The organism is Nocardioides sp. L-11A (assembly GCA_029961745.1).
In the GTDB taxonomy this organism is placed as follows: domain Bacteria; phylum Actinomycetota; class Actinomycetes; order Propionibacteriales; family Nocardioidaceae; genus Nocardioides.
The window spans coordinates 5,105,075-5,125,246 of record CP124680.1 but is presented as its reverse complement, the minus strand read 5'-3'; the positions used below and the strand labels follow the sequence as shown (position 1 = coordinate 5,125,246).

20 protein-coding genes are annotated in these 20,172 nt (G+C 73.7%); 13 read left to right on the top strand and 7 right to left on the bottom strand.

Going from position 1 to position 20,172, the window contains the following annotated elements; genetic code table 11:
* Positions 1–83: 83 nt before the first annotated feature.
* The 9 genes from QJ852_24535 (at position 84) to QJ852_24495 (ending at position 10,492) form a co-directional block, all read left to right on the top strand.
* The gene (locus tag QJ852_24535; GenBank protein WGX96300.1) at positions 84–1,697 is read left to right on the top strand and encodes a choice-of-anchor M domain-containing protein; all 1,614 of its coding nucleotides are present in this window, start codon (positions 84–86) and stop codon (positions 1,695–1,697) included.
* A gap of 2 nt (positions 1,698–1,699) precedes the next feature.
* Positions 1,700–4,003: a TIGR03773 family transporter-associated surface protein gene (locus tag QJ852_24530; protein WGX96299.1), complete on the top strand. Its 2,304-nt coding sequence runs from the start codon at positions 1,700–1,702 to the stop codon at positions 4,001–4,003.
* Complete coding sequence (locus QJ852_24525) at positions 3,996–5,549, top strand: anchored repeat ABC transporter, substrate-binding protein (GenBank protein WGX96298.1); 1,554 nt, start codon at positions 3,996–3,998, stop codon at positions 5,547–5,549. Before QJ852_24530 ends, QJ852_24525 begins: the two co-directional genes overlap by 8 nt.
* On the top strand, positions 5,537–6,511 hold the full coding sequence (locus tag QJ852_24520) for a choice-of-anchor M domain-containing protein (GenBank protein ID WGX96297.1): 975 nt from the start codon (positions 5,537–5,539) through the stop codon (positions 6,509–6,511). The genes QJ852_24525 and QJ852_24520 overlap by 13 nt, the downstream gene beginning before the upstream one ends.
* Complete coding sequence (locus tag QJ852_24515) at positions 6,508–7,278, top strand: anchored repeat-type ABC transporter ATP-binding subunit (GenBank protein WGX96296.1); 771 nt, start codon at positions 6,508–6,510, stop codon at positions 7,276–7,278. Before QJ852_24520 ends, QJ852_24515 begins: the two co-directional genes overlap by 4 nt.
* On the top strand, positions 7,275–8,195 hold the full coding sequence (locus QJ852_24510; protein WGX96295.1) for an anchored repeat-type ABC transporter permease subunit: 921 nt from the start codon (positions 7,275–7,277) through the stop codon (positions 8,193–8,195). Before QJ852_24515 ends, QJ852_24510 begins: the two co-directional genes overlap by 4 nt.
* A gap of 140 nt (positions 8,196–8,335) precedes the next feature.
* On the top strand, positions 8,336–9,331 hold the full coding sequence (locus tag QJ852_24505; protein ID WGX96294.1) for a permease: 996 nt from the start codon (positions 8,336–8,338) through the stop codon (positions 9,329–9,331).
* Positions 9,328–10,008 (top strand): TIGR03943 family protein, encoded by a 681-nt coding sequence (locus tag QJ852_24500; protein WGX96293.1) that lies wholly within the window; start codon positions 9,328–9,330, stop codon positions 10,006–10,008. Before QJ852_24505 ends, QJ852_24500 begins: the two co-directional genes overlap by 4 nt.
* Positions 10,001–10,492: a hypothetical protein gene (locus QJ852_24495; GenBank protein WGX96292.1), complete on the top strand. Its 492-nt coding sequence runs from the start codon at positions 10,001–10,003 to the stop codon at positions 10,490–10,492. The genes QJ852_24500 and QJ852_24495 overlap by 8 nt, the downstream gene beginning before the upstream one ends.
* On the opposite strand, the gene QJ852_24490 is transcribed toward QJ852_24495, so the two are convergent.
* From QJ852_24490 to QJ852_24470, 5 genes are all read right to left on the bottom strand, one after another.
* Positions 10,471–10,938, bottom strand: a complete 468-nt coding sequence (locus tag QJ852_24490) for a VanZ family protein (protein WGX96291.1) — start codon at positions 10,936–10,938, stop codon at positions 10,471–10,473. The genes QJ852_24495 and QJ852_24490 overlap by 22 nt on opposite strands.
* 99 nt (positions 10,939–11,037) lie before the next feature.
* Entirely contained in the window at positions 11,038–11,160 is a 123-nt protein-coding gene (gene ykgO, locus QJ852_24485) for a type B 50S ribosomal protein L36 (protein ID WGX96290.1), read from the bottom strand.
* Entirely contained in the window at positions 11,157–11,345 is a 189-nt protein-coding gene (rpmF, locus tag QJ852_24480) for a 50S ribosomal protein L32 (GenBank protein WGX96289.1), read from the bottom strand. Before rpmF ends, ykgO begins: the two co-directional genes overlap by 4 nt.
* On the bottom strand, positions 11,346–12,410 hold the full coding sequence (locus QJ852_24475; protein WGX96288.1) for a GTP-binding protein: 1,065 nt from the start codon (positions 12,408–12,410) through the stop codon (positions 11,346–11,348).
* Complete coding sequence (locus QJ852_24470; GenBank protein WGX96287.1) at positions 12,407–12,673, bottom strand: type B 50S ribosomal protein L31; 267 nt, start codon at positions 12,671–12,673, stop codon at positions 12,407–12,409. Before QJ852_24470 ends, QJ852_24475 begins: the two co-directional genes overlap by 4 nt.
* A gap of 59 nt (positions 12,674–12,732) precedes the next feature.
* On the opposite strand from QJ852_24470, the gene rpmB reads away from it, so the two are divergent.
* From rpmB to rpsN, 3 genes are read left to right on the top strand one after another with little or no spacing between them, the layout of a single operon-like run.
* The gene (gene rpmB, locus QJ852_24465; GenBank protein WGX96286.1) at positions 12,733–12,969 is read left to right on the top strand and encodes a 50S ribosomal protein L28; all 237 of its coding nucleotides are present in this window, start codon (positions 12,733–12,735) and stop codon (positions 12,967–12,969) included.
* 1 nt (position 12,970) lies between these two features.
* Positions 12,971–13,150 carry a 50S ribosomal protein L33 gene (gene rpmG / locus QJ852_24460; protein ID WGX96285.1) on the top strand — a complete coding sequence of 60 codons (180 nt, stop codon included), beginning with the start codon at positions 12,971–12,973 and terminating at the stop codon, positions 13,148–13,150.
* Positions 13,150–13,455, top strand: coding sequence for a 30S ribosomal protein S14 (rpsN, locus tag QJ852_24455; protein WGX96284.1), 306 nt, complete (start codon positions 13,150–13,152; stop codon positions 13,453–13,455). Before rpmG ends, rpsN begins: the two co-directional genes overlap by 1 nt.
* Here the strand turns inward: rpsN and QJ852_24450 are convergent.
* Complete coding sequence (locus tag QJ852_24450) at positions 13,436–14,488, bottom strand: GTP-binding protein (GenBank protein WGX96283.1); 1,053 nt, start codon at positions 14,486–14,488, stop codon at positions 13,436–13,438. The two genes, rpsN and QJ852_24450, sit on opposite strands and share 20 nt — an antisense overlap.
* Positions 14,489–14,547: 59 nt before the next feature.
* Here QJ852_24450 and QJ852_24445 point away from each other — a divergent pair, with 59 nt between their 5' ends.
* On the top strand, positions 14,548–15,825 hold the full coding sequence (locus QJ852_24445) for a YibE/F family protein (GenBank protein WGX96282.1): 1,278 nt from the start codon (positions 14,548–14,550) through the stop codon (positions 15,823–15,825).
* A gap of 76 nt (positions 15,826–15,901) precedes the next feature.
* Here the strand turns inward: QJ852_24445 and eccCa are convergent, their stop codons facing one another.
* Positions 15,902–20,080: a type VII secretion protein EccCa gene (eccCa, locus tag QJ852_24440; protein ID WGX96281.1), complete on the bottom strand. Its 4,179-nt coding sequence runs from the start codon at positions 20,078–20,080 to the stop codon at positions 15,902–15,904.
* Positions 20,081–20,172: the final 92 nt, after the last annotated feature.

Genomic DNA, 20,172 nt, shown 5'->3' with positions numbered 1-20,172 from the left:
CCACCCTAGTGCAAATGATAATCGTTCTCATGTAGAGTCCCGACTCCCGACGGAGCCGCCGTCGGTGGAGAGGGACGGAACCCATGAGAAGCATCAGCTCACTGACCGCGCTGGCACTGGCCGGTGGAGCGGTCGCCGTCGGTCTGGCCGCACCCGCGGCCGCCGCCGACCGGCCGGTGGTCCTCGACCGCGGTCACATCGACCTGTTCGAGGTCACCTACGACCAGACCGCCGCCGGTCTGAAGGTCCAGATCAAGGACGACACCCAGCTGCACGACCCGGGCTCGACCTACCGTGACCCGGCCGAGGTGACCATCGCGGTCGACGAGGAGCTCGCGGCGCTGACCATCCCCGAGGGTCTGCCCGCGTCCTTCGCCTTCCTCGGCGAGCCCGGGGACGTCGTCTACGACCTGCCGCAGACCCAGGACCCGCAGCTGCCCTGGCCGGGCTGGAGCACCGAGCGGCTCGCCGGCACGCTGCCCGCCGGCACCACGCTCGCCCCGGGGATGCCGGTGCAGCTGGCGGTCGAGGTGGAGGGGCCCGGCGAGGTCCACTCGTTCATGAACAGTCCCACCGGGGAGGTCATCAACCACTACGTCGACAGCAGCGACGGCGGTCCCGACGTGATCCCCGTCAGCGCGAACGCCCACGTGCACACGGAATGGGTCTTCACCGAGCTGGGCGACTACACGCTCGAGGTCACGCCGAGCGCACAGCTGCAGGGCGGTGGCACGATCGGCGGTACGCCGGCCAGCTACCACGTCCGCGTCGGCGACCCGGCGCCCGCGGACCTCGGTCTCGAGGTCACGCCCAACAAGCCGGGCGCCGACTACCTCTACGGCCAGGGCATCACGCTCACGGCGGCGCCGACCGCGCCGACCGACCTCGACCACTACCACTGGTTCATCAAGCGTGCCGGCGGCCCGGACTACGCCATCAGCAACGCGTCCAGCACCGCCGAGCTCAAGCTGCCGACCTCGCTGGTCTGGGACGGCGCGCAGGTCTACGCCAACCTGTACGACCACGCGCACAACGTCGTGGCGTCCTCCGCCCCGCTCACCCTGCACGTCGCGCAGCTCCCGCAGGTCACCACGCTCACCGCGCACGCCGACAAGGCGTCGTACGCCGTGGGGGAGACCGCGCGCTTCACCTCGACCCAGAGCCCGGCGACCGGCGAGGACCACTTCCACTGGTACGTCCGCAAGCCCGGCGAGGAGTTCTACGCCTACATCCCCGACTCCAACCAGGCCACGGCGGACCTGCCCGTCACCGCCGACCTGCAGGGGGCCGAGGTCGTCGCGCGGATCTTCGACCACGACCACGCGGTCATCGCCGAGTCGGCACCGGTCGTCGTGAGCCTCGCCTCCGGCGCGGCACCCGTCCCGCCGCCCGCGGCGGGCAAGGCGGTCAGCCAGGTCGGCGTCAAGGTGAAGCCGAAGCGGATCACGCCCGGCAAGCGTGGCAAGGTCAAGGTCGCGGTGACGGTCCCGTCGGCTCCGGGCACCCCGGTCTCGGGCAAGGTCGTGGTCCGCTCCGGTGGGAAGAAGCTCGCGGCCGGCTCCGTGCGCGCCGACGGCACGGTCGTCCTCCGGCTGCCCCGCCTCAAGGCGGGCAAGCACAGGATCAAGGTCGTTTACCGGGGCGACGCGACCACGGAGAAGTCGATCGGCGCGCAGGTCGTGAAGGTCCGTCGCTGACCATGAAGGCAACCCTGCGCACCCTGCCCTGCCTCCTGCTCCTGCTCCTCGTGGGCGGGCTCACCGCCGCCCCGGCGGAGGCCGATCCGGTCGCCGTGCTTCGTACCGCCGACGGACCCGTGACCGCGTTCGACGTCGCGACCGCGCCGGACGGTACGCCGGTGCTGGCGCTGGTCCAGGACGGACGGGAGCACGCCCCCGCCGAGGTCGTCCTCGAGCTCGGGGAGGAGGCCCTCGGCGACGGGGTGCCGCTGGGGTGGAGCACGCACCGGGCGCCGGAGCCGGCGCCCGGTGCGGTGCTCGCGATCGACCTGGCGATCACCGGCCCCGGGCCGGTCCTGGTCCAGGGCGTCGACCCCCACGGCCGGCTGGCGGTGCCACCGGGCAGCGAGGGGTGGCCGCTGTGGTCCTTCGCCGCACCCGGCCGGTACGCCGTGGCGGCGACCGTCGCGGGCATGACGACGCACTACCTGCTCGACGTACCCGCGCCTGTCGAAGCGCCGGTCGGGCCCGCGCCGGTCGAGCCGGAGCCGGACGACCCGGCGCCCGTCGCGCCCGCGCCCGCCGAGCAGGAGCCCGCCGAGCAGGAGCCCGTCGCGCCGCCTCCTGCCGCCGACCTCCCGCCCGAGCCCGCACCCGCGCCGTCCCTGGTCGCGCAGGAGGACGTGTGCGCCGTCCCGGGCCTGCCCGCCGACGCGGTCCGGGTGAGCGACGGCCACCTGGACTACGGCGTGCAGGTGGTGGACGGTGGGCTCGACTCGCGGGTCAAGGACGACCGCACCGGAACTCCGACCTGGCGCGACCCGGCGACGGTGCTGGTCGAGGTCGGCGAGCCGGCCCGCAAGCAGGTGCCGGCCAACCCCGCTCTCGCCTTCCTCGGTACGGCGGGCAGCGACATCTGGACGATCGGGCAGATCCAGGAGGCAGGCGTGCCATGGCTCGGGTGGAACACCCAGCACGAGAGCGCCACCGGCAACATCCAGGGCGCCACGACCTGGCGGCTCGACACGGTCGAGGGTCCCGGGCAGCTGTTCGTCTACCAGACGGGGGCGTTCGGCTCGATCACGCCGGTGCTGGGCATCGCCGACGGCTGGCCGCGCAGCACGCTCATCCCGGCCAACGTCCATGCCCATGGCAACTGGTCGTTCACACGGCCCGGTGTCTACCGGGTCACCACCACCCACCTCGCGCGGCTCACGTCGGGCGCGGACGTGTCGAGCACCGCCACGCTGACGTTCCGGGTCGGTCCCTGCGCGCAGGCGGCGCCCGGCCCGGCGTCCGACGCCGCCACGAGCGGTGCCAAGGGGGGCGAGGGAAAGCCGGGTGAGAAGGGCGAGAAGAACAAGAGCGCCCCGGGCGGGCCGGGGGCCGGTACGCCCGCCGCGCCGTCGCTCGCTCCGGCGCGGGCCACCCCGGAGTGCGTTCCGGTGACCCGCGGCGCGGAGGCTCCGGCCCCGTCGAACGATGCCGGCGCGACGGACCCGGCGGCGCCGCAGGCCACGCCGACCACGCGGACCACGGTGAGCGACGGTCACTTCGACTTCGGCTCGATGATCGAGGGCGGAGCGATGCGGGCGCGGGTGAAGGACGACCGCAGCCAGCCGCCGAGCTGGGTCGAGCCGGAGAGCCTGTCGTTCGTGATCGGTGGGCCCGCGCGGCAGGAGGTGCCCGCCGGCGCGGCGTACTCCTTCCTCGGCGCGCCCGGCGACCCGATCTGGCTGATCTCGCAGACCCAGGTCAGCGGCGTGCCGTGGCTGGGCTGGAACACCCAGCACGAGACGGTCCGGCAGCAGGTCCGCGGACCGGTGCGCTACCGGCTCGACGGCGTCAGCGGACCGGGCCGGCTGGCGGTCTACCTCACCGACTCGTTCGGCGGGGTCGGGCAGCGCATGTTCGGCGACGTGAGCGGCTTCCCGCGGTCCTTCGACGTGCCGCTCAACGTGCACGCCCACGGCAACTGGGTGTTCACCGCGGCCGGCACCTACGAGGTCGCCATCACCCAGTCGGCCACGCTGAACGACGGCACGGCGGTCGCCGACAGTGCGACGCTCACCTTCGTGGTCGGCGGTGGCTCCGGCGGTGGCTCCGGCGGTGGCTCCGGCGGTGGGGGCCGAAGTGTCGGGCTGACCGCGCACCTGACCCTGCCCGCGACCCTGCCCCGGGCGGCGATCCGTGACTGCATCCCCGCCACCGGCGCCGACGACAGTCTCACCGTGCTGCTGCCCCTGGGCGTCACGCTCGTGGTGTCCGGCGCGGCCGTGCTCGGCGTACGCCGTCGGTCGATCCGCCGCCTCGCCCATGCGTAGGCGGGGCGCGGGCGGCGCGGCGCTGGTGGTCCTCCTGACCGCCTGCGCCGCGCCACCCACCCTCTCCGCGAACGACGACCGGCTCCAGGTGATCACCACGACCGGACTGATCGCCGACCTGGTCCGCAACGTCGGGGGCGAGGACGTGAACGTCGTGTCGCTGGTCCCGGACGGCGCGGACCCGCACAGCCACGAGCCCAGCCTGCGCCGCGCGCGCGACGTGGTCTACGCCGACGTGGCCTTCAGCAACTACCTGCTGCTGGAGGAGCACGACGTGATCAAGGTGCTCGACGCCAACCTGCCCGACGACGCGATCAACGTGTCCCTGGCCGAGGACGCGGTGAAGTACGCCGCCGAGATCATCCCGCTCGTCGAGAAGGTCAACCTCGACACCGTCTGGCTGGGGCTGCGGGTCCACGGCCGCGGCGAGCGGTACGGCGCCACGCGCGCCTCCGACGTACTCCTCTCCGCGACCGGCATGACCGGGCCCGGCCGGGTCGTCGGCTACCTGACGGGGTCCTTCGGTGATCCGGAGGTGTACTTCGATTCCGGCGACGGCTTCGACGCGGCCGATGGCTACCGCGACGACACCGCCGTGCTCCCCGCCGACGCGCACACCCACATGTCCTGGTCCTTCTCCGAGCCGGGCGTCTACACGGTGGACTTCACCGCTCGGCTGCAGGTGGAGAGCGGTGCGAAGCCGCTGCCGATCGGCACCACGACGGTGACCTTCGCCGTCGGGGTCCCGCCGGAAGAGGCCGGGGCGGGTCGGGTCCTGGACCGCGGACACGCCGACGTCACGGTCGACCTCGACGGCGGCGACGGTGCCGACATGGATCTCCGCTACGACGCCGAGGGCGGCGGCGAGCACAGCCAGGAGGAGCTCGACCCGGCCGGGGTGGTCGTCGAGGTGCCCGCGAAGGCGCTGGTCGAGGTGCCGGGCGACGAGCGCCTCGGCTTCCTCGGCCGGCCCGGCACGCCGGTCTACCAGCTGCCGCAGGCCGTGCTCGGCAAGCACGTCCACGGCGAGATCGACCCACACCTGTGGCAGGACGTCGGCAACGTGATGGCCTACGCCGAGCTGATCCGCGACACCCTGATCGACGCCGATCCCGAGAACGCGCTCGCCTACCGCGAGCGGGCGGACGCCTACCTCGCGCAGCTGGAGGCGCTCGACCGCTATGTCCGCGACACGATCGCGCAGGTGCCGCAGCGCCGTCGCTACCTGGTGACCACCCATGACGCCTTCGGCTATCTCGCGCACGCCTATGGGCTGCAGGTGGCCGGCTTCGTCACGCCGAACCCGGCCACCGAGCCGTCGCTCGCCGACCGCCGCAAGCTCGTCGAGACCATCCGGACGCTCGAGGTCCCGGCGGTCTTCCTCGAGCCGGCGCTGCGCGCTCGTTCGTCCGTGCTCACGCAGGTCGCCGAGGAGGAGGACGTCGCGGTCTGTGCGATCTACGGCGACGCCTTCGACGACCGGGTGACCGACTACATCCAGATGATGCGCTTCAACGCAGAGGAGATCCGCACGTGCCTGTCCTGAAGGGGCCCGCCCTCAACCGCTGCCGGGCCGTGGTGCTGGCCGCCGCGCTGTCGCTGCTGCTCGTCCCGGCCGCCGCGGCCGCCCCCGGGGACCCCGCCCCGACGGTGCCGCCGGACGACGGCTCGCTGCAGCAGACCATCGACCCTGACCAGGAGGTCGCCACCGACGACGTCGTGCTCGAGGCCGGCCACGTCGACCTCGGCCCCCGCGAGGTCGACGGGTCGTGGACGCTGATGGTCCACGACGACACCCGGTTGGCGGGCTCAGTGTGGCGCCCGCTCGAGCACGCCGTGATCCGGGTCCGCGACGCCGCCACCCAACAGGTGCCCGACGACCCTGCCTACGCCTTCCTCGGCGTGCCACCCGGCGCCGGCGTGCACGTGGTGCCGCAGACCCAGGACCCGGACGTGGTCTGGCTCGGCTGGAACACCCAGGACCCCTCGGTGCTCGACAGCGTCGACCGCGGCGTCACCCTCACCCTGCGGGGCGTGGACGGGCCCGGCCACCTGGTCGTCTACCTGCAGGACGGCGGCTTCGGCGCGCCCGACGTGCTCTGGGACTCCCGTGCGCTCGCCAGCGCCGATCAGGACCTGTGGGTCGACGTCAACACCCACACCCACGCCAACTGGGTGTTCAGCGTGCCCGGCACCTACCGGGTGTCGATCGCGGCCAGTGCCACCCTCGTGGACGGCACCGAGCAGACCACCACCGGCACGCTGCGGTTGGCGGTCGGCGACGGCACCGATCCCGAGGAGGCACTGCGGGCCGCAGTGAGCGCACCTGATCCGGACGCTCCGGAGCCCACCGCCGGCGCGGCCGACCCGGTCGACGGGGACGGTACGGCGATCTGGCCGTGGGTCGTCGGCGGCGGTGCCGTCGTCCTCGTCGCCGTGCTGCTGGCAACGGTGGCGCGCCGGCGTCGTACCCGCTCCCGGTCGCTGCTGGACGAGGTCGCGTCATGAGCAGCGGACTGCAGGTGCGCGGCCTGGAGGTCGACCTGGGCGGCCGGCCGGTCCTGCGCGGCGTGGACCTCGATCTCCACCGCGGCGAGCTCGTCGGACTGATCGGTCCCAACGGAGCGGGCAAGACCACGCTCCTGCGCGCGATCCTGGGCCTGACCCGGTCGCGGGCGGGGGAGGTGCGCGTCGACGGCCGTCCGGTACGACGGCGGCGCGGCGAGATCGGCTACGTGCCTCAGCGCCACGAGTTCGCCTGGGACTTCCCGATCTCGGTCGAGCAGGTGGTGCTCACCGGAAGGGTCGGTGGACTGCGCCCGGGGCGCGGCCCGCGGGTCGCGGACTGGCGGGCGGTGGACCGGGCGCTGGGCCTGGTCGCCATGACGGACCTGCGCCGACGGCCGGTGGGGGAGCTCTCCGGCGGCCAGCGCCAGCGGGTGCTGGTCGCCCGGGCGCTCGCCCTCGATCCATCGGTGCTGCTCCTCGACGAGCCGTTCACGGGCCTGGACCTGCCCACCCAGGAGTCGCTGCTCGCGATGCTCACCGGGCTCGCGGACGGGGTGGACGGACCGGCGCGCGCGGTGCTGATGACGACCCACGACATCGCGTCCGCGCTCTTCGCCTGCCGCCGGGTCGTGCTCCTCAACCGCACCGTGGTCGCCACGGGGAGCGCCGCCGAGCTCCGGGACCGTCCCGAGGCGTGGTCGGACACCTTCGAGGTGAGCGCCGACAGCCCGTTCCTGCGGGTGCTGGCGGCGGGGGTGACGGTGTGAGCCCGCTGGATTTCCTCGCCGACCTCACCAACCCGGACCTGCGCTTCCTGCCGAAGGCGCTCGCGGTCGCGATGATGTCGTCGGTCGTGTGCGGCGTCGTCGGCTGCTATGTCGTCCTGCGCGGCATGGCGTTCATCGGCGACGCGGTCGCCCACGCGGTCTTCCCCGGCCTGGCCGTCGCCTTCGTGCTGTCCGGCAACCTCATCGTCGGCGGCACCGTCGCCGGCGTCCTCACCGCCGTCCTCATCGCGGTGTTCAGCCAGGGCCGGCGCCTCAAAGAGGACTCGGTGATCGGGATCTTCTTCGTCGCCGCCTTCGCGCTGGGTGTCGTGATCATCTCGCGCGCGCCCGGGTACGCCGGGTCCCTGCAGCAGTTCCTCTTCGGCTCGATCGCGGGCGTGCCGGACCGCGACCTCGCGGTGATCGCGGTGACCGGCCTGGTGGTCCTCACGACGCTGTTCCTGCTCCACCACGGACTGGTCGCGGTCACGCTCGATCGGGAGATGGCGCGCGCCCTGGGTCTGCGGGTCTTCCTGCACGACCTGGTCCTCTACGTCCTGGTCACCCTGGCCGTGGTGATGTCCGTGCAGACGATCGGCAACGTCCTGGTGCTGGCGCTGCTCGTCGCGCCGGCCGCGACCGCCCGGCTGTTGACCGACCGGCTCGGCGTGATGATGGTGCTCGCCCCGGGCATCGGGGTGGTCGGGGCGACCGTGGGCCTCTACCTCTCCTGGTCCTGGGACCTGCCGGTCGGCGCCACCATCGTCCTGGTGCTGGCCGGCGCCTTCCTGGTCGCCTGGCTCGCGGCACCGCGCCACGGCGTCCTCGCCGGGATGGCGCGGGCCGGCGCGGCGCGGGCGGGCGAGCCGTCCTCGGACGAGGGCGCCCCCGTCCCGCTCAGCGGTGGGTCGCGGTGACCAGCGAGGTGCGGCCGCGGGCGCTGCCGGGGGACACGGCTCGTCCACGTCGGCGCGTTCGCCGGACCGCGGGGGACAGGTGGTCTACCGTTCTCGATAATGATTCCCGTTAGCGATCCAACGTCCCGGCGAGGGGCCCGATGAGCACGGCCCCCACGCCCGCGCCCCGATCCCGGGGCGACCTGCAGGTCTGGCTCGTGCTGGGCCTCCTGGCCGCCGCCGTGCCCGTCCAGCGCCTCTTCGGCGACCGTCTCGACGGCGCGGCGTTCCAGACCTGGGCCACCGTCTTCCTCGCCATCGTCGTGCAGTCCATCCCGTTCCTCGTCCTGGGCGTCGCCCTGTCGGGGTTGATCTCGGCGCTGCTGTCGGAGCGACTGGTGTCGCGGGTGCTGCCTCGCAGCCCCGCTCTCGCCGTCCCGGTCGCGGGCCTGGCCGGGATCGGGCTGCCGACCTGCGAGTGCGCCGCGGTCCCCGTCGCCTCGGGCCTGGCCCGGCGCGGCGTACCGGCGCCGATCGCGCTGACCTTCCTGCTCGCCGCCCCGGCGATCAACCCGGCGGTGATCATCTCCACAGCGGTCGCCTTCCAGGGCCGCACCGACATGGTGGTCGCCCGGTTCGTCGCCTCACTGCTCGTCGCGGTCGTCATCGGCTGGATCTATGTCGTCGTCGCCGGACGGCTGCCGGCGCTGCGGTTGCCCCGGATCAGCGCGGCCCACCACACCCATGGCGGCGACACCCGGTGGGGCCGCTTCGTCGGGGCGGCCTGGCACGACCTGCTGCCCGCGGGCGGCTTCCTGGTCATCGGCGCGGTCATCGCTGCCACCGTCAACGTGCTGGTGCCGGTCAGTGTCGTCGAGTCCGTCGCCGGCAACCTGCTGGTCGGCGTCGTCGTGCTCGCCGCCTTCGCCTTCCTGGCCGCGCTCTGCTCGGAGGCCGACGCCTTCGTGGCGGTGAGCCTCACGGCGTTCTCCGACACCGCCAAGCTGGTGTTCCTCGTCGTCGGGCCGGCCATGGACATCAAGCTCGCCGCGATGGAGGCCGGCCAGTTCGGGCGTGGGTTCGCGGTCCAGTTCGTGCCGCTGGTGCTCACGGTCGCCACCGTCGTGGCTGTCCTGGTCGGGTGGGTGCTGCTGTGAACCGGAACGCCCAGTCCGTGGTCCTCGCCGCGATCGGCGCGGTCGCACTGCGGGTCGGCCTCACCGACGAGTACGCCCGCTATGTCAACGACTGGATGAGATGGCCGCTCGTCGTCAGCGGGGCCGCCATGGTCGGCCTCGCCTTCCTCGCGGTCTTCAGCAGCCGACACGACGCCGACCGGTCGTCCCCTGCGGTGTGGGCCCTGCTGCTCCCGGTCGTCATCGCCTTCGTCGTCCAGCCCCCCGCGCTCGGCGCCTACGTCGCCGAGCGGCGGTCCAACGACGTGAGCGCCGTGCGGTACGACGAGGCCGCGGTCGCGCCGCTGCGCGAGGGACAGGTCCACGACATGCTGGTCTCGGAGTTCGTCGCCTACGCCTCGGCGTACGCCGAGGTGCTGACCGGCGCTCAGGTCCGGTTGCGCGGATTCGTGACCCATGACGAGGGCGGTTGGTACGTCACCCGGCTCTCCATCAGCTGCTGTGCCGCGGACGCGCTGGCCTTCCGCGTCCGCGTCGACCCGGGCGACGGCGAGCAGGCACCCGCCGACGAGCAGTGGGTCGAGGTGGTCGGCACCTGGGTGCCGGGCACCGGCGAGGGCATCGGGACACAGGACGCACCGGTCCTGTCCGCTGCCGAGGTCACCCTGACGGGCCCGCCCCGGCGCCCCTATGAGTGACGCTTCCCCGCTGTTGCCGCGCCTCGGCCTCGCCCTGGCCCTGGTCGTCGTGCTGGTCGTGACCCTGTCCGTCGGCCGCGGTGGTGGTGGCGGTGATGGTGGCAGTGGCGACGCTCCACCGGCGGCGGAGGAGGCCTCCTCCTCCGGCGGTGTGGTGCCGGGCGAGGACGAGTTCTGTGCCGGCTATCTCACGCTGGCCGACGCCCAGGGGCGGTACGCCGCGCAGCCCGTCACCGCGGCGGATGCCCTGCGGGCGGCTGCCGGCGACCTCGTCGCCCTCGGCGTACCCGACTCGATGAGTCGACTCGTGCGCACCGGCTACTACGTCGAGATCTCCGGTGTCTACAGCTCCCTCGGCGAGGAACTCGACCGGAGCGCCGTGCCCGGGGCACTGGCCGACGACGGCCCGGGCGGCTCGACCTCGACCTCGGGCTCGGTCGGTGCGTTCGGCGGCTGGCTCGCTCAGTACTGCCCCGCGCGCTGACCGGGGGCGCCCTGGGGGCCGCTCCGCCCGGTCGTCCGGCGGCTGACCCGGCTGACCCGGCTGACCCGGCTGAATGGCGCGGCGAGGACCGCGCCGACCAGCCCGCCGAGGCCGTTGTGCACCACGTCGGCGAGCGTCGGCACCCGGGTCGGGAGGAACTGCTGCTGCGCCAGCTCGATGCACGCCGACGCGAGCACCGTCAGAGCCGCCGCGAGCAGCGGCCGGCCGAGCAGGACGGCGAGCAGGAAGCCTGCCGGCACGAAGAGCGCGACGTTCGCGATGACCTCGGTCTCGCTCCAGTCGAGCCGGCCGTGGCTGGCCCGCCGCGCCGCCGCGTCGGCCAGGTCGAAGGCCCAGCGGCCCGCCGCCGGGTCGGCCAGGGTGAGCCGCCCGATGACGACGGAGTAGCAGGCCAGCAGGACGGCGGCGACGGGACGACGGATCATGCTCCCGACGCTAGGTCGGTCGACGGTGCCGGACATCGGTCTCGGGTGCCGACCTGTCGTACCCGAGGACCGGACGGACCCGTCGGGTGTGCCGCGTGATCAGCCCTGGCGGGCCTTCATCCGCGGGTTCTGCTTGTTGATCACATAGACGCGGCCACGCCGCCGCACGACCTGGGCGCCGGGCTGCTTCTTGAGCGACCGGATCGAGTTGCGCACCTTCATCGCCTGCTCCTCCTTCCCGTCTCGGGGTCGACCAGGCCGTCCATGACCGCGCCGACCAGGCGCCGCGGGACGCGGTGGGTGCGGCCGTCGATCGTGACGGTCACCAGGTCCGGGGTGCTCGCCCGCCACTGCGAGCGACGGTGCCGGGTCCGGCTGCGCGACGTACGTCGCTTCGGCACGGCCATTCAGGCCACCTCCCGGATCGGCCCGAGCCAGGGTTCGAAGCCGTCCTCGCCCGCCGGCCAGGTCACCGGCTCCCCGCTCGTGAGCAGCAGCCCGTCGAAGGCCGAGCGCAGGTGGGTCGGCGCGACGCCGACCCCCGTCAGGACGATCCGCGTGAACGGGCCGCGGGTGCCCCACGAGCCGTGGTCGCCGATGCTCAGCTGACCGCCGGCGCCGTCCCACTCCAGGACCCGGCCGGGGCGGCTGGGCAGCCAGAAGCAGCCGCGCGATCGGTGCGAGCCGCCGCCGAGCTGCTCGAGCGAGTCCAGGAGCCGATCCGGCTGGAACGGGCGCAGCGACTGCAGGTCGACGCGCCAGACCCCCTCCCCGCGGACGTCGGGCAGGACGTCCGTGCGCGCCGGGTCGGTCCATGCGTCCGTGCGCGCGTGCTGGTGGAGTCGTCCGACGAGGACGTCGCCCCCGAGCCCGTGTCCGCCCTCCACGACCGTCGCGTCCGGACGCGCGAGAGTCGCGACGAGACCGCGCGCGACCGGGTCGACGGCGTCGTCGAAGGCCACCACGTCGGCGTACTCGACCATGGCGGACAGCACCTCCCCGACGCCGCGACGGTCGTCGGGGGCGCAGTGGTGGCCGCGTTCGGCGAGCAGGTCGTCGCCGAGCAGGTCGCGCACGGGGTGCCGCGCACCCACGGCGGTGACGACGGCGGAGACCCGCAGGAACCGCGCCAGCCGGGTGTCCCAGGTGAGCGCGGCGCACAGGTGGGCGGCCTCGGCACCGACCGGCAGGTGCGCCACGATGCTCTGCCAGCGGCCGTCGCGCGCGAGCCGCTCGAGCGTCGGCACGATGTCCTCGCGGATCGCGCAGCTGACGCAGGCGTGCTCGAGCAGCGTCTCGTGCGTCTCGACGACACCGCTCAGGTCGCTGACGGTGCGGGTCAGCACGCCGCGCTCGACGTCGATGCTGTGTCGGCACGCCACGGCGCCCGGCAGGTCGAACTGCAGGCCCACCATGGTCGCGGCCATCGCCTCCGGGTCGACGCCGCCGAGCAGCACGACGGGCACCCTCATCGGGCGGCGCCCCGGCCGTACCGGCGCTCGAACGCCTCGACCCGGCCCTCGGAGTCGAGCACCCGGCCCTGACCGGTCCAGAACGGGTGACTGTGCACGCTCACGTCGACGTCGACGACCGGGTACGACGCCCCCGCGATCTCGACCGTGCGTCCGTCCGCTCCGGCGTGCTCGGCCAGCGTCGACCGGGTGAGCACCAGGTCGCCGGTGGCACGGTCGCGGAAGACGACGGGACCGTAGGCGGGGTGGATCCCCTGCTTCATCGCTTGCTCCTCTGGTTTAGAATGAGAATCGTTCTCAATCATAGAGCAGGAGGCAAGAGATGTCACAGGTGTGCCAGGTGACCGGCGCGCGGCCCGCGTTCGGCAACCACGTGTCGCACTCCCACCGGCGTACCCGGCGGCGCTTCGACGTCAACGTCCAGCGCAAGCGCTACTGGGTGCCGTCCCTGGGACGGCACGTCACGCTGCGGGTCTCCGCCCGCGGCATCAAGACCATCGACCAGCGGGGGATCGAGGCCGTCGTGGCCGTCCTCCGCGCCCGAGGAGAGAGGCTCTGACATGGCTGGATCGAAGGGGAAGGGATCCGACGTCCGACCGATCGTCAAGCTCCGCTCGACCGGCGGGACCGGCTACACCTACGTCACCCGCAAGAACCGCCGCAACGACCCCGACCGCCTGCGGATGCGCAAGTACGACCCCGTCCTGCGCCGCCACGTCGAGTTCCGCGAGGAGCGCTGATGGCCTCGCGCGCGAAGGTCGCCGCGCAGGACCGGCGCCGCGCCACCGTCGAGAGGTACGCCGAGCGGCGGGCCGCCCTCAAGGAGCGGGTCCGCCGCGCGGAGCCGGGCACGGCCGAGCTGGCGGCGGCGGTCCGGGCACTCGCCCGGCTGCCCCGCGACGCCTCGCCCGTCCGGCTGCGCAACCGCGACCAGGTCGACGGCCGCCCGCGCGGCTACCTGCGCAAGGCCGGCCTCTCGCGGATCCGGTTCCGCGAGCTGGCCCATCGCGGCGAGCTGCCCGGGATCACGAAGTCGAGCTGGTGAGCCGCCGGAGCCGCTCCAGCCGCTGACGACCGTCGCGCTCGGTCCCGGGCTGCCCGGCGCTCGGGGCCAGGGCGGCCTCCAGGCGGGCGCGCGCGGCCGCGGCGTCCAGGCCGACGCCGATGGCGACCAGCTCGCTCGACGCGGGCGCCGGCCGGAGCGCGGCGACGTGGACCTGGCTGCCGACCACGTGCACGACGTACCCCGTGCGGCCCCGGCCGGTGTCGACCGCGACGGTCCCCTTGATCCGGTAGGCCCCGGTGGGCGGGGCGAGGAGGAGGTCGACCACCCGAGCGGGGTCGACCGGGCCGTCCGTGCGCGCGCTCGCCGAGGTGGCGTGGACGTGGTCGGGCGCGTCCTGGCCGGTCTCCTGCGCGGCCCGCTCGGCGCGCAGCAGCGAAGCGAGGGGGAGCTGGTCCGGCGGGTCCTCGGCGTGGGCGACGTCGTGCAGCAGCGCCGCGTCGATCCGGCCGCGCGTGGTGCGCACGATCTGCGCCGCCGGGTTGACCTCGCGGACCCGGGCCTCGATGGCGGCGACGGTGTCCTCGCGCGTCGCCTCGGGCAGCAGGTCCACCTTGTTGACCACCACCAGCGTGGCGACCGAGAACCGTGCCGGCGGCAGGCCGCCGTCGTCGAGGGTGGCGAAGTGCTCCGCCGCGTCGACCACGTCGACCACGCCGCCGGGCCGGACCCGCGGTGCGGCGCTGGCCCGGATCATCTGCGCCAGCGCGCCGGGCTCGGCCAGGCCGCTCGCCTCGACCACGATCGCGTCGAGCGCGAGCCGGGGGTGGGTGAGCCGCTCCAGGGCGGCGTCCAGGCCCGAGACGTCCTCGAGGCAGCACAGGCACCCGCCCGCGATCGACACCGGCTCGTCCACCTGCCCCGTGACCAGGCCGGCGTCGACGTTGATCGTGCCGAAGTCGTTGACGATCACCCCGATCCGCGCCCCCGGCTGGCGTAGCAGCCGGTTGAGCAGGGTCGTCTTGCCGGCGCCGAGGTGCCCGGTGAGGGCGGTCACGGGCACGTGCGGACTCACCGTCCCACCCTAGTTGACAACGATTCTCATATCGCGGCCGGTCGTGGCAGGGTGTCCGCGTGAACAGCCACCGGGGCCGCGGACACGGACATGGGCACGGCCACTCCCACCGGGCGCACCGCGGTCCCGACGACGAGATCCAGGTCGGTACGACGGCCCGGACCGTCCTGCTGGCCGCGCTCGCCCTCGCCCTGATCGGCACGGTGGCCGGCCTCGCGATCTGGTGGCCGCCCGGAGACGCCGCCGCCCGCAGCGCGGAGAACGGCGGTGCCGCGGCCCAGTTCGCCGCGCCCGGCGTGACCTTCCCGTCCGGCGAGGTGGTCGCCGTGGCCGAGCGCTGCTCGGGCCGGACCGGCCTCCCCGACGGATCCGGATGCAGCACCGTGACCGTCCTGGTCGACGGCGAGGACGAGCCGGTCCGTCTCGACGTGCCCCCCGAGGTCGTCGAGTCCGGGCTCGCGAAGGGCGACCGGGTCGAGCTGCTGCGCACGCCGGCCCCTGAGGAGGCGCCGGACCAGGGTGCGTCGTACTCCTACTTCGCCACCGAGCGCTACGGCACCCTGGTCTGGCTCGGCGTGCTGTTCGTCGCCGTGGTGCTCGCGGTCGCCCGCTGGCGGGGGCTGCTCGGCCTGGTCGGGCTGGCCTTCGGCGGCGCCGTCGTGTGGTGGTGGATGCTGCCGGCGCTGCTGGACGGCGCGCCCGGCGTGGGGGTGGCGCTGACCAGCGCGACCGCGATCATGTTCGTCGTCCTGTACACCACGCACGGCTTCTCACTGCGCACGAGCACCGCGCTGGCCGGGACCCTGCTCGGCATCGCGCTGACCGCCGGCATCGGCGTGGTCGCGATCGGCGACGCCCGGCTCACCGGGATCAGCGACGAGACCGGGGCGATCCTGGCCTCCTTCGGCGCGCTCGACTTCCAGGCACTGCTCGGCTGCGCGCTGGTGATCGCCGGGCTCGGCGTACTCAACGACGTCACCATCACCCAGGCCTCCGCCGTCTGGGAGCTGCGCGCCGCCAGCCCCCATGCCTCGCGCACGGCAGTCTTCACCAGCGCGATGCGGATCGGCCGCGACCACATCGCCTCGACGATCTACACCATCGTCTTCGCGTACGTCGGCACGGCGCTCATCCTGCTGATGCTGCTGCGTGTCTACGACCGCCCGCTGATCGACCTGATCTCCACCGAGCAGCTCGCCGAGGAGGTCATCCGCACCCTGGTCACCTCGATCGGCCTGGTCCTCGCCGTCCCGGTCACCACTGCGATCGCCGCGGTGATCGCCGCCCCGCGCGCCGATGCCGGGGCTCCCCTGAAGGAATCGCCGGTCGACCGGTGATTCCCTCACTTGTCGTGCGTTGCAACGCCCGCCAAGTGACAGTTTCGCCGGTCGACCGGCGATTCCTGCACCAGGATCACAGCGACGGATCGGTCCAGGCCAGCTGCACCACCTCGGCACCGCGGTCGCGGGTGAGCATCCGGCCGCGCCCGGGCTGGGCCGGCCCCGGACGCAGGTTGCCGATCAACGCCCCCTCGTCGCGGCTGCCCGAGAGCAGGACGCCGGGCATCGCGAGGTCGCGCATGGTCTGGATGACCGGCTCGTAGAGCGCGCGCGAGGCGCCGCCGGAGCGGCGGGCGACCGCGATGTGCAGTCCGACGTCGCGGGCCTGGGCCATCAGCGGCTGCAGCAGCGCGACCGGGGAGCTCTGCTGGGTGGCGACCAGGTCGTAGTCGTCGACCACGACGAACACCTCGGCGCCGGTCCACCAGGACCGGTTGCGCAGCTGCTCGGGGGTGACGTCCGGGCCCGGGATGCGGTTCTGGAGGTAGGTCGCCAGGTCGTTGAGCGCCGGCTGCGCCTGGGTGGCGGAGGTGAGGTAGTTCAGCAGGTACTCCTCGGGCACCTCGCCCAGCAGCGAGCGGCGATAGTCGACGAGGACGATCTGGGCCTCGGCCGGGGTCCGGGTGCGCATGATCTCCTGGCAGTACGTGCGCAGCAGGTTGGTCTTGCCGGACTTGCCGTCGCCGAACAGCAGCAGGTGCGGCTCGGCGTCGACGTCGAGGGCGACCGGTGCCAGCTCCTTCTCGTTGATGGCCAGCAGCAGCTGCCGCTGCGGCGGGGTGCCGGACTGCGCCCGCACCTCGTCGAGGGTGATCCGGTCGGGCAGCAGCCGCAGCTTGGGGCCGGCCGGGCCGCGCCAGGCCGCGGTGACCGCCGCGATCAGCGCGTCGACGCCATCGCCGAGCGTCTCGGCCGCGCCCTCGCCGTCGGTGCGGGGCAGCGCGCCGAGGAAGTGCAGCTTGCCCGGGACCAGGCCGCGGCCGGGCCGGTTGCCCGGCACCAGCGCCGCCACCTTGCGGTCGATCTCGGAGTCGATGGGGTCGCCGAGGCGCAGCTCGAGCCGGGTGCCGAGCAGGTCGCGCATGGCGGCGCGGAAGTCGGGCCAGCGGGTCGACGCGGTGACGATGTGGAGACCGAAGGTGAGGCCGCGCCCCGCGAGCTGCTGGATCTCCAGCTCCAGGTCGTCGAAGTCGGAGCGCAGCGTGCCCCAGCCGTCGATGACGAGGAAGACGTCACCGTAGCCATCGTCGGCGCGGCCCTGACCGCGGCGACTGCGGTAGGTCTCGATGGAGTCGATGCCCTGGTTGCGGAAGTAGCGCTCCCGGCGGTCGACGATGCCCTTGACCTCGGCGACGATGCGGCGCACGACCTCCGGCTCCGAGCGGGAGCCGACGCCGGCGACGTGGGGCAGCGCGGTCAGTGGCGCGAAGGTGCCGCCGCCGAAGTCCAGGACGTAGAACTGCGACTCCAGCGGGGTCGTCGTCAGCGACAGGCTGGTCACGATCGTGCGCAGCAGCGTGCTCTTGCCGCTGCGGGGCCCGCCGACGACGGCGACGTGGCCGGCCGCACCGCTCAGGCTGATCGTGAGCGTGTCGCGCCGCTGCTCGCGCGGCCGGTCGACGGTGCCGAGCGGCACGGTCAGGCCACCGACGCCGCGCCACTGCAGCGACATCAGGCCCAGATCGGGGTGCGGCGCGAGGTCGGGCATCAGCTGGTCGAGGGTGTCGGGTCGGTCCAGCGGCGGCAGCCACACCTGGTGCGCGGCCGGACCGAGCCCGTCCATCCGCGTGACGGCGATGTCCAGCAGCGACGCGCTGCCCTCGACGGGGGCCGGGGTCGCGGAACCGTCCGGCTCGTCCCGCTCCGGCTCGTCGAAGGTCTGCACCTCGGAGATGGTGAACGGCAGGATGCCGCGCACCTTGCCGCCGCTGTCGCGCACGACCCGGCGCCGGCTGGTCTCCGGCGGCCCCGAGACGTACGCCGCCTTGAACCGCGTCATCGTCGTCGGGTCCGGCTTCAGGTAGCCCAGGCCCGGCACCGCCGGCAGCTCGTAGGCGTCCGGTACGCCGAGCACGGCACGCGACTCCTGGGCGCTGAAGGTGCGCAATCCGATCCGGTACGACAGGTGCGACTCGAGCCCGCGCAGCCGGCCCTCCTCCAGGCGCTGCGAGGCGAGCAGCAGGTGGAGGCCGAGCGAGCGGCCGAGCCGGCCGATCGCGACGAACAGGTCGATGAACTCCGGCTTGGCCGACAGCATCTCGGAGAACTCGTCGACCACGAGGAAGAGTGAGGGCAACGGGGCGAGTCCGGCCGCGGCCGGGTCACCCGACGTACGGGCCTTCTCGTAGTCGCGGATCGACGCGAAGTTGCCGGCCTCGCGCAGCAGCTCCTGACGGCGCACCATCTCGCCGGACAGCGCGTCCTGCATGCGGTCGACCAGGGTGAGCTCCTGGGCCAGGTTGGTGATGACCGCGGACACGTGGGGCATCTCGGCCATCCCGGCGAAGGTCGCGCCGCCCTTGAAGTCGACGAGCACCATGTTGAGCTGCTCGGGGGAGTGGGTCATCGCCAGGCCCAGGACCAGGGTGCGCAGGAACTCCGACTTGCCGGAGCCGGTGGCGCCGATCACCAGGCCGTGGGGGCCCATGCCCTGTTGGGCGGACTCCTTGATATCGAGGTGGATCGGGCCGGCGCTGTCGCCCACGCCGATCGGCACCCGCAGCCGGTCGCGGGCCGGCCGCGCCCGCCAGGCGGTGCCGGGATCGAAGGTGTGCACGTCGCCGAGGCCGAGCAGGTCCATGAAGTCGGTCGGTCCGGTGAGGTCGGCCGCCGCCTCCTCGCCGACCGCGGCGCCCGCGGTCGGGGTGAACAGCGGGGTCAGCCGCCGGGCGAGGGCCTCGGCGGTGGCCGCTCCGCACTGGTCCGCCTTGGCGCGCACCGGCTCGGTCCGCAGGCGTACGGCGACCAGGGGCACCGTGTCGGGGGCGTGCCCGGCCGCGGCCGAGCGGGCGTCGTCCTCGATCTCGAGACGGAGCGCCGTCGGACTGTCCAGCTCGCCCCAGCGGGCGGGGAGGTCGATCACGGTCACGCCGTGCAGGCCGTCGGAGGGGACGAGGTGGTTGCCCGGCGGTAGCTCGGCGCCGTCGGTGACCAGGATGATGTGCGGGATCGCGGGCCGTTCGTCGGCCCCGAAGCGGGGCCGCTCGCTGAGGTCGGGCGGCAGCATCGTGGCCAGGTCGCTGAGCGAGGTGGTGACCATCCGCGCCGGCCCGACCGCGTCGTTCTGGTGCTGGCTGTGGGCGTGCGGCAGCCACTTCACCCAGTCCCAGTGCGCCAGCGTCGCCTCGTCGGCCAGCACCGCGACCTGCAGGTTCTCCGGGGACTGGAAGGTCGCCGCGGAGCAGAGCAGGGCGCGCGCCAGCGAGCGAGCCTCCTCCTCGTCGCCGCAGACCTCGATCCGGTCGAACGCCCGCAGGTCGATGGACGCCGGCAGGTCGGGCTGCAGTCGGTGCACGACGAGCAGCCGGTGCAGGGCCGACGCCGACGCCGGGTCGACCTCGTCGATGGGGGCGCTCTCCGGCGGCAGCAGCTCCAGGGCGAGCGGCTGGGCGCACACGCCGTAGCGGACCTGGAGGAAGGCAGGGTCGGACGAGGACCGCTCCCACACCCGGGTCCGGTCCTCGGCGAGCGACGGCAGCGCGGTCGGGGACGGGTGCATCCAGGTCAGCGCCCGGCGCTGCTGGTCGGCGGCCTCGCGGGCGACCTTGCGGACGGTCGCCAGGTAGCGGAGGTACTCCGTGCGCGAGCCGGTGACCTGCTGCTGGCGCTGCTTTCGCTGCCGGTCGATCTGGACGACGATGAAGCCGAGCGTCGCGAAGAGGAACATGCCCGCGGCGATGAACCGCAGCGCCTGGTTGCCGCCCGCGCCGCCGAGCCCGGCGACGAGGACGATCGAGCCCAGGCTGCCGAGCATGGGGATGGCGTTCATCGCGACGCCCGCAGCGCCCTCGCTCGGCTGGAGCTGAGGGGGCGGCTGCAACTGGAGCTGTCCGCTGGGCAGCTCGGGCCGCTCGCCGCGGTTGCCGCGCTGGGTCAGGCTGCCCGGGGCGGCCGGCGGGGGCGCGGCTCGGCGGCCCGGCGGCCCGCCCGGCGCACCCGGGGGGAGGGCTCCCGGAGGGAACGCACCGGGCGGCCCGCCCGGAACGCCGCGGTGCATGCCCGGTCCGCCGCCCGGAGTGATCCCCACCGTCACGCTGCCGTCCCCTGTCGTCCCCTGCCGCGCTGCCCGTTCAGTCGACCGCACCGATGATAGGAGACGGGTTCGGCGGGGTAAGGAGCATCGGA